This is a genomic window from Mediterraneibacter butyricigenes, from assembly GCF_003574295.1.
In the GTDB taxonomy this organism is placed as follows: domain Bacteria; phylum Bacillota; class Clostridia; order Lachnospirales; family Lachnospiraceae; genus Mediterraneibacter_A; species Mediterraneibacter_A butyricigenes.
Window position 1 is genome coordinate 873,055 of record NZ_BHGK01000001.1, and the last position, 15,687, is coordinate 888,741.

A 15,687-nucleotide genomic window follows, 5' to 3' on the forward strand; every position below is an offset into this window, starting at 1 on the left:
ACTACGCTATTTCCTCCCATTCTGCGTGTTTATGCGACTCCGTCCCGAACCGGAATCAGACTTTCCGAACTCCATGATACATGGACTCTCTGTCCGACTTCCGGAATCTGTGTACCCCAGGTATCCAATAAGGTTACCTGAAGACTGCCTTTCTGATCAAACTGAACCGTCAGATAAATTTCACTTCCCGCATAAATCACTGAAGCTACCGTTGCATCGGTACAATTTTCCATGCTTCCTTCTTCGTAGAGTGCCAGCTCGATCTGCTGTGGACGAAGCAGGAACATTTCCGCCTGTCCTTCGTGATTTCTGTTTTTCTGCGTGGATTTCAGCAACAACGGCTTGCCGTCTGAACCGATCCAGTCTGTACTTCTGTAATATTCACTGCCCTTTGGATCCGGTACGGCTTTTGTCAGATTCACCTGTCCTAAAAATCCTGCCACAAACTGATTGGCCGGATGCCGATAAATCTCTGCCGGTGTTCCGATCTGCTGGATTGTTCCGTCTTTCATGATACAGATCCGGTCTGAAAGGCTCATAGCCTCTTCCTGATCGTGTGTGACCATGATGGTGGTAACTCCCACTCTCTTCTGGATCGTCCGAAGTTCTACCTGCATCTCTTTACGGAGCTTTGCATCCAGATTGCCCAGTGGTTCATCCATCAGAAGAATGGACGGGCGGATTGCAAGAGCTCTCGCAATTGCCACCCGTTGCTGCTGTCCACCGGAAAGCTGATGCGGCATTCGTTTTGCATAATCCTGAAGCCGTACACTTTCCAGACATTCCCGGACTCTCTGATCCATTTCTTTCTTCGGAACCTTTCTGGCTTTCAGTCCATATGCCACATTGTCATACACACTCAGGTGCGGGAACAGAGCATAATTTTGAAAGACCATTCCAATCTCCCGTTTATGGGGAGGAATCTTGCTGATTTCACGGCCGTCCACCAGCAGTTCCCCCTGTGTCTGTGTTAAGAAGCCGCCGATAATGTTCAGCAATGTGGTTTTTCCGCATCCGCTTGGTCCAAGCAGACAAAAGAACTCTCCGTCTTCAATTTTCAGATCCATATGATGTAAGACTTCATTCTTATCATATTTTTGAACAATATCTTTGATTTCTATCTGACCCATGTTAGTTTAAAGCCTCCTGCCATTTCTGTACCCAGTCATTCAGTTTCTGATCTACCTGATCATAATCTACCCATACCAGAGATTCGTAAAATTCTTCTCCGACCTGCACCTTTGAAAGGAAATCATCAGAGTACTCTGTCTTCTGATTGGCTGTTCCGTAGTAAGATGCCTCAGAGAAGCTCTTGCAGGATTCCGGAGATAAGATCTTATTTAACAGTTCATATGCATTGTCAAGATGCGGTGCATTTTTCAGAACAACCCAGTTGGATGCTGCGCAAACCGCTCCGTCTGTCGGATAAGCAAATCCTACATCCAGTCCCTGTTCTTTCAGGGAGTAAGCTCTTCCATCCCAATAAGGTATAACCCATGCATCTCCACGCTCGATCAGAGTCTGAACGGCTCCCGCGCTGTCCGGCAGAGAGGATACGCTATCTTTTAATTTTGCCAGATCTGCAAAGACTTCGTCTTCCGAACGCGTCTGTAACAGTCCGCTGAAGAACTGTAATCCTGCTGTATAAGTAAGCGGTGAAATTGCTACATGTCCTTTATATTCTTCGTTCCAGAGATCTGACCAGGAAGTCGGTGCTGTATCTACCAGATCGGCACGATACATCAGACCTAACTGACCGATAGCAAATGGAACTGCATGATAGGTTCCGTCTTCATTTTCAAATTCTTTCAGAAGTGACGGATATAGATCTGCGATATTGGATACCTTGTCGGAATCCAGATTCTCTAAAAGTCCCTTTTCGTTCAGCTCACGAATGGAGTTCGGCATCAGTACCAGGATATCATAAGGTACATTCTTTCCGTCTGCTGCTTCTACTTTGGATACCCATTCTGCATCAGCTCCCTCTACAATGTTTACCTTGATTCCGGTTTCTTTTTCAAAATCCTGAAGTGCCGCCTCATCAATCTGAGTCTTCCAATCTCCACTGTATACTCCGATGGTTACTTCCTCATCTTTTTTGGCAGATGTATTGTCAGCACTTTTATTTCCGGATCCACAGGCTGTCAGCCCCAATACCAACGTTGCTGCTGCCAGGATTGCTGTAATTCTTTTCTTTTTCATATTTCCCTACCTCTCCTATCTGTTTGGTATGTTTTTGTTGGTATGAAGTATATAACATTTAATTCCTATTTGTCAACTATATTTTATAGGTTTTGAAATTGTATGTAGATTTGTACAATATATTTTTCCGTTCTGCCTGGCATGTACTCTTGTAAAAATCAAGTTGCAGATACCAGTATTTCATCCCCGCAAAAGTTGCAACGGGCCGTGACAAAAAACATTAATATTGCAAAAAAGGAACCCGGTTAAAATATACCGAGTCCCTTTCTGAATGGAATTCATCCTTCATTTTCAATCTTTATTTTTCTTTCCCGCAGAACCGATGGCTACCAGGATTCCTCCGATAAACAGGAACATATCCCCCAGGTTAAAGGTAACCTTTTTGAGTTTTTCCCATTTGACTCCGAATCCAAAATAATCCACCACATAATGTCTCAGGCAACGGTCGATGGTGTTGCTCCAGCCTCCAGCTGCCATCAATACCAGACCTGCCTGTTTTAATCTGCGGTTCTTCTGCCGAAACAGACAGTAGATCAGATAGAGTGTCACGCTAAGAGAGGCTCCCAGTGATATCTTTTTCACCTGATCCGGACGGTCATCCATCGCATTCAGGCACATCCCGCGATTGTACACCTTGCGGATCAGCAGATGGCCTCCCAGCACTTCCCGGGACTCGCCCTCCTTTAGACGGGCTTCTGCCAGATTCTTTAAGATCAGATCGACCAGGATCAATGTTGGTACAATTCCAAAAACAATCCCGATCATTTAAGCTTCCTCAGATTCCGGAGCTGCTGCCGTTTCAGCCTCTTCGGCTGTTTCTTCTGCAACTTCTGCCTCTGTTCCTGCTGCTTCCTCCTCCGGTTCTTCTTCCTCTTCCGGCACTTTCTCTCCACACTGCGGACAGTATGCCATATCCGGTGTCAGGTTAGCATGACAGTTCGGGCAGACTGTAGTTCCCTTGGAATCTGCGATCATCTGTTCCATCTCTTCTGCAGTTGCTTCCCGCTTCTCGATCTCTTCACAGATACATACCATCTCCGTATCGATCACTTCGCCATTTTTATATTTCTCATAGATCATACGACCGATATCCCGATAGTCTCTCTCGTTATTTCTATCCAGGGCACGAATCTGTCCGCGGATTCTCTGTACCTCAACTACCTCACTTGCACGGTTTGTAAGGCTTTCTGCCGTCTCGCCCAGTCTTTTTCCTAAATCTTCAAAGAAATCTCTCATTTGTATTCCTCCTCTTCCAAGCTGTTCGCTTTTACAATTCCAAGCTTTTCTTTCGTCTATTATACCGCTACCCTTTCGCCTCAGCAAGGAAATTCCCCGGTTTAAATCTAAAGACTTTATAAACTGATCAACCGGTTTCTTCTCCCTGAAATTTCTTTCTTTAAAATTTACGGATTTGTAAAAATACATTTGCCAGATTCAACGTTCCATAGCCCCATTCTCTGGACGGATAGGAAATTCCTTCTTTCCGGTCTGCACCCAGGATCAGCAGGCTTTTCAGCTCTGCCGCATCCAGACTCGGCACCGATAGCTGCTCTAAGATCCATTCCAGCAAAAGTGCCACAGCTCCCGAGGTGATCGCTGCCGCCGGAGAGGAACCGGTCTGGCTTATCAGGCGGTCTCCCGGGAATATTCCCTGTACCGAATCTCCCGGTGCCGTCAGATCCGGTTTGATCTGATTTTCTCTGGTAAAGCCTCTGCCGGAATTCACACCGATACTCTGATTGGTGCCATTGTAATATCCCACCGTAATGGCACTTCGTGCATCCCCCGGCGAGGTTATGGTCATGTTGGGATCCGATTCCAGAAAATAGACCTCTGTGTTCAGGAATTCCCGGACCGGAAGCCAGATATGATAATTCCCGTCCCCAAGCTGCGACGCCTGCACCTGCAACTTCCAGATTCCCGGAGTCGGATCCTGAAATCTCAGGCTGATCAGCTCGGATGTGGTTCCTTCTGCCGTAATCCGGTATTCCAGATACAGCACCGTCTTATCCAGCAGAAACTGAAAGACTGTATTCCCATTGGAACGGATAAAAATCGGATTGGTAGATTCCCCGGAAGGTGACGTAAGTCCCACCGACAGGATATTCGGAAGGTTGCTCCACAGTTCCATAGTAAACCCTTTACAGTCCTCTCCTACCCGGATATCCACTTCCTGTACTTCTTTCAGATCACTGATCCGACCGGAATAATGATGCCGCTGGCCGGCTTCATTTCCCGCCCCGACCACAGCCACCTGATTGTTCTGTCTTGCGTAGGCATTTAACAGTCCCGGAAGCGGTGTGCTTCCTCCATGTCCGCCCAGACTGGTTCCAAGCGCCAGACAGTAGACGATGGGCATTCCTTTTTCCAGAGCCAGATCGTGGAGGAATTTTAAACCCAACATAATATCATTTTCCTGAAAACAGACTGCATCCTTTTTGATAAAATAAAAATCTTTCAGATATTGCTTTGCCGGTTTCAGCTTCACCACGGCAATCGTGGATTCCGGAGCCGCGCCGAGAAATTCCCCTGCGTTTCTGTCGTCCGGTGCATTTCCACAGGCGACACTTGCCAGATAAGTACCGTGTCCGTTTTCATCCCGCGTAGAAACCACTGCAAATGGATCTTCAGATCGAAGCGCGCGATCAATTTCTTCTCTGTTATATACTGTTCCATAGGCCGGATTCCAGAGTCCGTCTGTTTCTCCTGTTTTCCCTGATTCTCTGACCACTTTTTCCATCGTTAGCGTCTGATCCCAGATTGCTTCGATTCTGGTACTTCCGTCCAGATTCCGAAACACCGAACCGGTATAATCAATTCCCGTGTCCACAAAACCGATCATAACTCCGCTTCCTTTTAACTGCAGGGTCGGATAATTCTGGATCAGAAGAATCCCCGCCTGATTCAGTGCTTCCATCCCAAGCAGGGTATAGCACTGAGGAACTGCATTATAGGAATAGCGTTCATAGGTAATCGGATCTGCCACCACATCCGGCAAATAAAGACATTCATAACCTTCTCCCACAGAAAGTTTACAGGGCGCAGAACCGATTATCCCTTCCAGGAAACCGGTTCGTACGCCCCGTATAATAAAGTCTCTGTATTCTTCCGAAAGAATCTTTTCTCTACACATACTGTCCACTGCCATAATTCCAACTCCTCTACGGCCTTTTTTATCTTTTCAGTCTATGCAAAGTTCTCGTATTTCTTTCTCCTTTACTGCGAATATTCTGGCATCCGCCTCTTTATTTCTTCTGTCTTGTTTCTCCACGGTACTGATCCGCATTTTCATAGTAACTGGTAACCTGTTTGCCGGCTTCAACCGGTGTATCTTCATTCTTCTTGAATACCAGTTTCAAGAGGATCGGTGTGACGATCGTTGTAACCACAACCATGATGATGATAGGTCCAAGGAAATCGGATCCCATCAGTCCGGCAGATGCACCCTTGCTGGCCACGATCAGCGCAACCTCACCACGGGAAATCATTCCCACACCGATTCGAACGCACTGATAATTTTTATATCCGCATACTTTTGCACCAAGTCCACAACCGATGATCTTAGTCAGGATTGCAACCACTGTAATTGCAACGGAAAATGCGATGATAATTCCGCTCATCTCCGGCAGTACAACTTTCAGACCGATACTTGCAAAGAATACCGGGGAAAGTACCATATAGGAAATGGTATCAAACTTGGACTGCAGCCATTCGGAACGTGCCACGTTGGATACGATCAGTCCGGCAATAAATGCTCCGGTAATATCTGCCACACCAAATACCACTTCTGCAATGTAAGACATCAGCAGACAGAATACAAATGCCACAATAGCATGACGATGTAAAGCTTTGGTAGATTTTGCAATCCACCAGGTATACAGCTTATAAAATGCAAATCCTGCCACACCTGCAAAGACGAAGAACAGGACGATCTTCAGCAGAACCACCCCGATGCTGACAGAAGAATCCGCCATACTCATAACGATGGTCAATGCAACGATACCAAGCACATCGTCGATGATTGCTGCACCCAGGATTGCATTTCCGGAACGGGTTTTCAATTTTCCCATTTCTTTTAAGGTCTCCACGGTAATACTTACCGATGTAGCTGTCAGGATCACACCGATAAAAATATTCTGAAGGAATGCGCTTGCATTCGCCTCTGATGCGATCATATCCGGGCGGTTAAATATGTATGCCACTCCGAATCCACCGGCCAGCGGTACCAGTACACCAATCAACGCAATCACGAATGACGCTTTACCACTCGCCTTTAACTCCTGAATATCCGTCTCCATGCCGGCACAGAACATCAATACGATAACTCCCAGTTCTGCAACCTCTGAAATAAATGCGGTTTCCTTCATAAAACCAAGCATTGCAGGCCCTAAGATCAAACCTGCCAGCAACGCTCCGACTACCTGTGGCATCTGAACTCTTCGCGTCAAAAGCCCAAGGCCTTTTGTGAACAAAAGGATCAGTGCCAAATCCAATAAATATCTGTAGCTCTCCATTTTCTCATCTCTTCCTTTCCGGTTTTCTGTTAATATGTTTGTGTAAGCTGCTCAGGCTGCTGCCCTCGCAATGTAATAACAGGTCCTCCGGTTCCCTCAATATAGGCACGGGTGATGGTCACCTGACCTATGGAATCGTCCTTCGGAATTTCATACATAATATCCAGCATGAACTCCTCAATAATTGCCCGCAGCGCACGGGCTCCTGTATCTTTTTTCATCGCCTTCTCTGCAATTGCCCGAAGTGCATCTTCCTCAAAATCCAAACGGACTTCATCCAGTGCCAGAAGCTTCTGGTACTGTTTTAAGATTGCATTTTTCGGCTCTTTCAGAATCTTGACGAGCATGTCCTCCGTCAGTCCTTTCAACGTAAAGATAATTGGAAGTCTTCCGAGGAATTCCGGTATCATACCGAATTTACGCAGGTCTTCCACCGTAACCTTCGATAAAATGTCCTTATCCTGCGTATATTTATCTTTTAAATCGGCTTCAAAACCGATGGAAGCGCGTTTCATCAGGCGTTCCCGGATGATCTCATCCAGTTCCGGAAATGCACCACCACAAATGAACAAAATATTTTTGGTATTGATGGTGGTCATCGGCACCATAGCGTTTTTACTGGTGGCGCCTACCGGCACTTCAACTTCACTGCCCTCCAACAGCTTCAGCAGTCCCTGCTGAACAGACTCTCCGCTGACATCTCTTGGGTTGGCATTTCGTTTCTTTGCAATCTTATCGATCTCATCAATAAAGATAATGCCCTGCTCTGCGCGGTCTACATCATTGTCAGCCGCCATCAGAAGTTTGGAAAGGACACTCTCGATATCGTCTCCTATGTAGCCTGCCTCCGTAAGGGAGGTGGCATCTGTAATAGCAAGTGGTACATCCAGAATCTTCGCCAGGGTTTTAACCAGATAAGTCTTTCCCGCACCGGTCGGTCCGATCATTAACATATTGGATTTCTCGATTTCAATATCGTCTGACGTATCAGATGCCACTCTTTTATAATGATTATAAACAGCCACGGAAATTGCTTTCTTTGCGTATTCCTGACCTACTACATATTCGTCCAACTGCGCCTTGATCTTATGTGGTGCCGGCATTTTCCCTAAATCGAAGACCGGTTCTACTTTTTCTCCCGGTTTCTTCTTTTTGACCTGCTGCTGTTTCGGCATCATATTTTCCAGATCCGCGAGATTTAAGAACTGCACCCCCGGAATATTCATATTCATCAGCTTTGACGGATCAAAAGCACTGTTGTTCATCATATCCATACTTTTCTGCATACAGTCCTGACACACATTCATATGATTCGGGAGTTCAATCATCTTCCCTGCCGTACTCTCCGGTCTGTGGCAAAGCATGCAGACTTTTTCAAATTCATCCTCTTTCTTCGAAGTTTCCGGATCCGTTGTCACAGGCTTTGTCTCCTCTGTCACACTTCCGTCTTCTTCAATGATCAAATCTTTTTCTGACATTGCTGTCTCTCCTTTTCCATCCGGGATCGAAGATCAGAGATTCTCCTTTACCCAGGCATCTAATTCCTCTCGTGTGAGGACTCCGGTAGAGCTTGCCACTTTCTCTCCGTCTTTAAATAAAAGCAAAGTGGGAATTCCCATCACACGAAACTGAAACGCTAAGTCTCTCGCCTCATCGACATTTACCTTTCCCACTTTGATTTCTTCATGCTCTTCTGCAAATGCATCTACCGTTGGTGAAAACTGTTTGCACGGCTCACACCAGCTTGCCCAAAAGTCCAGCAATACCGGTTTTTCTGAATGTTTTACTTCTGCGTCAAAATTGTTCAATGTAATTTCTAACATCACAAATTCCTCCTTTTCTGCCTCAAACTCTATTGTCTGGGGCACCCCAAAAGCACCCCTTCTTTTCTTCGTGACCTATTCTATCACATTCGGTCAAAGAAAGATACAAAAAATCATTTTCATGACAACATTTGAACAAATTCATCTTCTGAGAGGATTTTTACCCCCAGTTTATTGGCATCTTTGTTCTTGGATGACGTACTGTTCACGTCATTATTAATCAAAAAGTTGGTGTTTTTGGTGACTTTTCCCGTCACTTTTCCCCCTTTGCTTTCGATCACTTCTTTCACTTCTCTCCGGTTTGCAAAGTGGTGGACCGATCCGGTGATCACAAAGGTCATCCCTGCAAAGATCTGATCTCCTGCTTCCGCTTCTGTTTTCTCCGGGAGAGTCACTTCTTTCAGAAGTTTTTCCAGCACCTTAACATGAGTCTCTTCCTTAAAATAATCTGCAAATGCTTTTGCCAGCACCGGTCCGATTCCCTGGAACGCGGCGATGTTTTCGTCCTCTGCATGGATCATTTTCTCCACATCATCTCCAAAAGCCTGACAGATCACTCTGGCATTGGCCAGACCGATGCCCGGAATTCCAAGGCTGTAGATCAGCTTCGGAAGGGTTGTCTGTCTGGCCGCCTCCACGCTCTGCATGATCTTCTGGTAGGATTTCTCCCCGAACCCATCCATTTCTTTGATCTGTTCTTCATAACGGTCCAGATGGAACAGATCATCAAAATCTTTGATAAATCCGCAGCCGATGAATTTTTCCAGAGTTGCCTCCGACATTCCGTCCAGATTCATGGCATCCCGGCTCACAAACAGTGCAAATGATTTGATCTGCTTTGCCTGACAGTCCGGATTGGTGCAGACCAGTGTCTTCGTGTCATTTGCCACGGAAATCTTTGTGGTACCTCCGCAGACCGGACAGATTTTCGGGATATCCTTTACTCCGCTCCTGGTCAGATTCTCGGCAATCTGTGGGATGATCATATTGGCTTTGTACACCTGAATGGTATCTCCAATTCCAAGTTCCAGTTCTTCCATAATACTGATATTGTGGACACTGGCTCTGGACACCGTGGTTCCTTCCAGTTCCACCGGATCAAAGATCGCCACCGGATTGATCAGTCCGGTTCTGGATGGGCTCCACTCGATCTCCCGAAGGGTCGTCTCCCGGATCTCGTCTGCCCATTTAAACGCAAAGGAATCTCTCGGGAATTTTGCTGTCCTTCCAAGGGACTGTCCGTAGGCAATATCCTCATAGATCAGAACCAGTCCATCCGACGGAAATTCATTCTGCGCAATCTTTTCTGCGAAGAAATCCATCCTCGCATCCAGATCATTTGCATCGGTCAGGTAATGCTCCACGACCTCAAATCCCTGTTCTTTTAACCAGGCGAACTGCTCCATCCTGGAATTTTTGAAATCCACATTCTCCGCGCTGACTAAATGGAAGGCATAGAATCTTACATTTCGTTTTGCCGTAATTTCATTATTTAACTGCCGTACCGATCCACTGCAAAGATTTCTGGGATTCTTATATTTGGCGTCCACGTCCTCGATCTCTTCGTTGATCTTCTCAAAGTCTTTGTAACTGATCACCGCTTCTCCTCGCAGCACCAGTTCTCCCTGATAGGGAATGGTCAGCGGTACATTCTGAAACACCCTGGCATTGTTGGTGATGACTTCTCCCACTTCCCCGTTACCACGGGTGACTGCCTTGAACAGTTGTCCGTTTCGATAAGTCAGCACGATGGTCAGCCCGTCCATTTTCCAGGAGATGACCGCCTTATGGCTGCCTAAGAACTCTTTCAGTCGGGAACGTTCTTTCGTCTTATCCAGCGAAAGCATGGGGCTTTCATGCCGCTCCTTCGGCAGCTCACTTAAAACCTCATATCCTACGTTGACGGTGGGACTCTGCGCCATGGTAATCCCCAGCTCTTTTTCCAGATCCAGAAGTTCATCATAAAGCTTATCGTACTCGAAGTTGCTCATAATCTCCCGGTCTTCCTGCTCATAGGTACGCCTTGCCCGGTTCAGCAGCTCCACCAGTTCCTCCATGCGTTTCTTCTTATTTAATATATCTTTACTCTCCATGATGTCCCCCATTTCTTTCTCCCGGACCTTTCGGTGCACTGTATGAATCCCGGATCATATCATATAATGTGTCCAACTCTTCATCGGTCAATTCACGATACATTCCTTCTTTTAAATTTCCAAGCCGGATATTCATAATCCGCTCCCGTTTCAGTTTCTTTACCTGATATCCCAGTGCCTCGCACATCCTACGGATCTGTCGATTCAGCCCCTGAGTTAAAATAATCCGAAACGTATACGTCCCGATCTTTTCCACCTGACAGGGTCTGGTTATGGTATCCAAAATCTCCACACCGGAAGCCATCTTCTCCAGGAAGTCCGCAGTGATCTCATGATCTACCGTTACCTTATATTCCTTTTCATGATAATTTCCAGCCCGCATCATTTTGTTGATGATATCTCCGTTATTCGTCATCAGAAGCAGACCGGTGGAATCCTTGTCCAATCGTCCGATATAGGTTACACGAATGGGATAATTCAAAAAGCGCACAATGCTGTCCCGTTCTCTGCGATCTTCCGTACAGACAATTCCTGCCGGTTTGTTCACCGCCAGTACCACCATCTCATCTTTCTTCGAGATCACCTTTTTCCCCATCCGGATCTCCTGCTTGCCTGGAATCACACGCATCCCCATTTCCGCCCGTTCTCCGTCTACGGTGATCTTGCCGGCTGCGATCAGTTTATCTGCCTCCCGTCTGGAGCAGATTCCTGCTTCACTTAAGTATTTATTCAGTCTGACCGGCTCTTTTTTGTTTTCAAATTCTTCCTTGATTCGATTTCCCATGTCGTTTTTATTCTCCAGTTTTTTTGTTGCTTCACGTAGTATAGCACGAATTTTACCATCGTGAAAGAGATTTGTGGTATACTGATTCTATCTATAAGTTCAGCTTATTCGGAGGTGTCTATGATTGCAATCCAGTTTCCAAATGTAAAATCCTGTATGGCAAAGCTTTTGCTTTCTCCTACATTCGATCCTTTCTATTTTATAGAAGGAGAAATCGTCACCTATTCCACCTTTTCCATCGACGGACGGTTCCATTCCTACTTCTTTTCCGAAGAGGATCTCCAGGAATATAAAGAAATCCCCGAATATTCTTACTGGAAGGATATCCGGGAATTCTGTTTTTCTCTGATCAAGGGGCGGCGTACCCCTCTTAGTTTCAAATTGATCTTCGGTCTGGACTCCGCACAGATTGCGAAACTGCTATCCTTTGCCGACACTGCGTTTACGTCCAATGATGTGCAGGGAGCTTTCTTAAATTTCCGCTACGACGGAACCTCGCTTCAATGTATCACCGGGACTTCCCTGAATCTGTTCACCCTGGACAAGAGTCTGGAACAGGCCTTCGATCTGGCGATCCAGAAGTTCCTGGCACAGCAGGAGATCCCATTTGAACTTCTGTCCTGAGTTCCATCTTGCTCCGGTCTGGCTTTATCCCCAACGGATCCAGCCCGACCTTCGCATGTGCCTTATATCTGTATTTTCCTTTTCTTTACTTCGTCAACAGCATCATGATCTCATTGCTTCTCTGTACAAAGGCTGTCATCTCTTCCGGGCTTAACGGTTTGTGTGCCAGCATCGCCAAATCATACAACTGTTTGCAAATGATCGGTACATTCTTGCTTCTCTTATGCTCTACCACAAATTTAACCAGCGGATGACCTGCATTCAGGATCAGCGTTGCATTGGTTCCGAAGGCTGCCGCATCCATTCCGCCCATACCGTACATCTTCATCATCTCTTCCATACGGCGGGACTGTTCCGGAAGTACTGCCATCGATGCGATACTGGCGTCTTTCAGCTTCTCGACTTTTACATCTAACTTCTCATTGTTCAGAGATTTCCGGAAGATCTCGATCAGACTGTCTGAATTCTTCTTAAACTCTTCCTTTTCTTCCTCCGCTACTTCTTCTTTCAGAGACTCATTAACATCGGCATCGATTCTCTGGAAACGAACCTTCGGATTCTTCTGCTCCAGATAGGTAATAAATGCGGAATCAATGTTGTGTGACAGAATCACTGCATCCTGTCCCTGCTCTTTGAACATATTGACATACTGGCTCTGCTGCTGTTCGTCGGTCACATAGTAAATCGTGGTCTTGATCTCTTCAACTTCATTTTCAGCATCATCCTCATTTGCCTCTCCTTCTTCTTTCGGAGAAACTACGGAGCCGCCATTTTCTTCGATACATTCATCCAGTGTCAGATATTTATGATCCAGATTCTTAAAGAGCATGGAATCTTTCATACGGTCACCGAATTTTTCATCTTTCAGACAACCGAATTTCAGGAACGGGCTGATATCATCCCAGTATTTCTCATAGTTCTCTTTATCCGTCTTACACATTCCTGTCAGCTTATCTGCGACCTTTCTGGAAATGTAATCTGCAATCTTATTGACAAATCCGTCATTCTGCAATGCACTTCGTGATACATTCAGCGGCAGATCCGGACAGTCGATGACACCCTTTAATACCATCAGGAATTCCGGAATCACTTCCTTAATATTGTCTGCGATAAAGACCTGATTGTTGTACAACTTAATGGTTCCTTCTACGGAATCATACTCGGTATTGATCTTCGGGAAGTACAGGATACCTTTCAGGTTGAACGGATAATCCATGTTCAGATGGATCCAGAACAACGGTTCCTTGTAATCCATAAATACCTTACGATAGAATTCAATGTATTCCTCTTTGGTACACTCATTCGGATGCTTGGTCCAAAGGGGTGCAATGTCGCTGATGGAAACCGGACGTTTCACAATCTTGACTTTCTTCTTCGGCTCTTCGCCCTCTTTTGCTTCCTCTTCGATATGTTCAACCACTTCATCGGTCTCTTTCAGATCAGCCTCGTCGATCGTCTCATATTCCGGCTCTGCATTTTCTTTTCTCAGGAAAATCTCTACCGGCATGAAGGAACAATATTTATCCAGGACTTCTCTTGCCCGGTATTCGTTGGCAAATTCCAGGCTGTCTTCGTTCAGGAACAATGTAATCTCTGATCCTACAGTCGTCTTGTCTCCGTCCTGCATCTCATACTCGGTACCACCATTGCTGACCCAGTGTACCGGGGTCGCACCTTCCTTATATGAAAGGGTATCGATGTGAACCTCATCGGCTACCATAAATGCGGAATAGAATCCCAGTCCGAAATGACCGATCATATCGTCTTCCGTCGTCTTATCTTTATATTTCTCCAGGAACTGTGTTGCTCCGGAAAAAGCGATCTGTGTGATGTACTCTACCACTTCATCGGCTGTCATACCGACACCGTTATCAATGAATTTCAGAGTCTTCTCTTCCGGATTAACTACAACCTCAATCTTACCTTTGTATCCTTCCGGAAGTTCATATTCTCCCATCAGATCTAATTTCTTTAATTTAGTAATGGCGTCACATCCGTTGGATACCATCTCTCTGAAGAAAATATCGTGATCGGAATACACCCACTTTTTAATAATCGGAAATATATTTTCACTGTCTATTGATAAGTTTCCCTTTTTTACCTGCATTATGAACACTCCTTTCATTAAAGGATATTCTAATACTGTAAATTTTAAAAGTCAATAGAAAATTAGCACTCTTTTCAAAAGAGTGCTAATAACTTTAAATTCTCTATTTCAGCATTTCCCGCAGCATCTGGTTGATCATGCCCGGATTTGCTTTTCCCTTCATTGCTTTCATGGTCTGTCCAACCAGCGCTCCAAGGGCTTTTTCTTTTCCGCCTTTATAGTCCGCTACTGCTTTCGGATTATTGGCGATTGCCTGTTCCAGTGCCGCTTTCAGTGCACCCTCGTCGTTAACCGTCTTCAGACCGTGTTCCTCTACATAAACCTCCGGATCCACATCCTCATCAAAGACATGCTCAAAGACTTCCTTTGCCACGGAACTGTTGACGGTTCCGGCTTCGGTCAGATCGATCAGTTTTGCAAGATTTGCCGGAGAGAAGCTTAAGTCTTCCACTTCCATGCCACGGTCTTTTAACAGACGCATCGTCTCTACCATCAGCCAGTTGGACACTTTCTTCGGCTTGTTGCAAATTGCAGTCGTCTCTTCAAAAATGTCTGCCATCTTCTTAGAACCAGTCAGGATCTCTGCATCATACTCCGGAATCTCAAATTCTTTTTTATAACGCTCCAGCTTCTCGGTACGAAATTCCGGCTGACGAGCCTTTACTTCTGCGATCCATTCGTCGCTGATCACGATCGGCACCAGATCCGGTTCCGGGAAGTAACGATAGTCTTTCGCATCTTCCTTGGAACGCATGGCGTAAGATTTTTCTTTGGTATCGTCCCATCTTCTGGACTCCTGGATTACTTCCTCGCCGGATTCGATCAGATCGATCTGACGGGCTCTCTCTCCTTCGATGGCTCTTGCTATGGCCTTGAAAGAATTCAGGTTCTTCATCTCGGTACGGGTTCCAAACTCGGTTGCTCCTACTTCCCGGACGGAAATATTAACATCCGCACGCATAGAACCTTCCTGAAGTTTGCAGTCTGATGCGCCCAGATACTGAATGATCAGACGTAATTTTTCCAGATAAGCCATCACTTCTTCTGCGGAACGCATATCCGGCTCGGATACGATCTCTACCAGCGGCACTCCGCTTCGGTTATAATCTACGAAAGAAGCATCTTCCCACTCGTCATGTACCAGTTTTCCCGCATCTTCTTCCATATGCATTTCATGGATTCCAATTTTCTTGGTCTGACCGTCTACTTCAATCTCCACATATCCGTCTCTTGCAATCGGCAAATATAACTGGGAGATCTGATAGTTCTGCGGGTTGTCCGGATAGAAATAATTCTTCCGGTCAAATTTGCAGACCTGTGTGATCTTGCAGTTGGTTGCCAGACCGATACCCAAAGCATATTCTACCACCTGACGGTTCAGTACCGGTAAAGATCCCGGCATTCCGGTGCAGACCGGACACGTATGGGTATTGGGGGCTCCTCCGAATGCGGTACTGCATCCGCAGAAAATTTTGGTTTTGGTTGCAAGTTCTACATGTACTTCCAGACCGATGACTGTCTCATATTGCTTTGCCATTTC

13 protein-coding genes are annotated in these 15,687 nt (G+C 45.9%); 1 reads left to right on the forward strand and 12 read right to left on the reverse strand.

Features of this window, described 5'->3' with window-relative positions; all coding sequences use genetic code 11:
* Window positions 1-29: 29 nt before the first annotated feature.
* The 10 genes from KGMB01110_RS04110 to KGMB01110_RS04155 all read right to left on the reverse strand — a co-directional run bounded on the left by KGMB01110_RS04110 (window position 30) and on the right by KGMB01110_RS04155 (window position 11,416).
* Entirely contained in the window at window positions 30-1,130 is a 1,101-nt protein-coding gene (locus tag KGMB01110_RS04110; RefSeq protein WP_119297646.1) for an ABC transporter ATP-binding protein, read from the reverse strand.
* Between the two features lies 1 nt (window position 1,131).
* Window positions 1,132-2,202 (reverse strand): ABC transporter substrate-binding protein, encoded by a 1,071-nt coding sequence (locus tag KGMB01110_RS04115; protein WP_117602756.1) that lies wholly within the window; start codon window positions 2,200-2,202, stop codon window positions 1,132-1,134.
* Window positions 2,203-2,493: 291 nt separating this feature from the next.
* Window positions 2,494-2,967, reverse strand: a complete 474-nt coding sequence (locus tag KGMB01110_RS04120; protein WP_117602755.1) for a signal peptidase II — start codon at window positions 2,965-2,967, stop codon at window positions 2,494-2,496.
* The gene (locus KGMB01110_RS04125) at window positions 2,968-3,438 is read right to left on the reverse strand and encodes a zinc-ribbon domain-containing protein (protein ID WP_119297647.1); all 471 of its coding nucleotides are present in this window, start codon (window positions 3,436-3,438) and stop codon (window positions 2,968-2,970) included.
* A gap of 160 nt (window positions 3,439-3,598) precedes the next feature.
* Window positions 3,599-5,350, reverse strand: coding sequence for a S8 family peptidase (locus KGMB01110_RS04130; protein ID WP_119297648.1), 1,752 nt, complete (start codon window positions 5,348-5,350; stop codon window positions 3,599-3,601).
* Between the two features lie 97 nt (window positions 5,351-5,447).
* Complete coding sequence (locus KGMB01110_RS04135) at window positions 5,448-6,716, reverse strand: cation:proton antiporter (protein WP_119297649.1); 1,269 nt, start codon at window positions 6,714-6,716, stop codon at window positions 5,448-5,450.
* A gap of 29 nt (window positions 6,717-6,745) precedes the next feature.
* Window positions 6,746-8,194: an ATP-dependent Clp protease ATP-binding subunit ClpX gene (clpX, locus tag KGMB01110_RS04140; protein WP_119297650.1), complete on the reverse strand. Its 1,449-nt coding sequence runs from the start codon at window positions 8,192-8,194 to the stop codon at window positions 6,746-6,748.
* A 33-nt stretch (window positions 8,195-8,227) separates the two neighbouring features.
* On the reverse strand, window positions 8,228-8,539 hold the full coding sequence (trxA, locus tag KGMB01110_RS04145; protein ID WP_117888962.1) for a thioredoxin: 312 nt from the start codon (window positions 8,537-8,539) through the stop codon (window positions 8,228-8,230).
* A 119-nt stretch (window positions 8,540-8,658) separates the two neighbouring features.
* Window positions 8,659-10,632, reverse strand: coding sequence for an NAD-dependent DNA ligase LigA (gene ligA, locus KGMB01110_RS04150; RefSeq protein WP_334294940.1), 1,974 nt, complete (start codon window positions 10,630-10,632; stop codon window positions 8,659-8,661).
* The gene (locus KGMB01110_RS04155; protein WP_119297651.1) at window positions 10,622-11,416 is read right to left on the reverse strand and encodes a pseudouridine synthase; all 795 of its coding nucleotides are present in this window, start codon (window positions 11,414-11,416) and stop codon (window positions 10,622-10,624) included. Before KGMB01110_RS04155 ends, ligA begins: the two co-directional genes overlap by 11 nt.
* A gap of 120 nt (window positions 11,417-11,536) precedes the next feature.
* On the opposite strand from KGMB01110_RS04155, the gene KGMB01110_RS04160 reads away from it, so the two are divergent.
* The gene (locus KGMB01110_RS04160; protein ID WP_119297652.1) at window positions 11,537-12,040 is read left to right on the forward strand and encodes a DUF5721 family protein; all 504 of its coding nucleotides are present in this window, start codon (window positions 11,537-11,539) and stop codon (window positions 12,038-12,040) included.
* Between the two features lie 85 nt (window positions 12,041-12,125).
* On the opposite strand, the gene htpG is transcribed toward KGMB01110_RS04160, so the two are convergent.
* Both htpG and gatB read right to left on the reverse strand, forming a co-directional pair.
* A complete protein-coding gene (htpG, locus tag KGMB01110_RS04165; RefSeq protein WP_117602747.1) occupies window positions 12,126-14,147 on the reverse strand; it encodes a molecular chaperone HtpG in 2,022 nt (673 codons plus the stop codon).
* Between the two features lie 103 nt (window positions 14,148-14,250).
* On the reverse strand, window positions 14,251-15,684 hold the full coding sequence (gatB, locus tag KGMB01110_RS04170) for an Asp-tRNA(Asn)/Glu-tRNA(Gln) amidotransferase subunit GatB (RefSeq protein WP_117602746.1): 1,434 nt from the start codon (window positions 15,682-15,684) through the stop codon (window positions 14,251-14,253).
* Window positions 15,685-15,687: the final 3 nt, after the last annotated feature.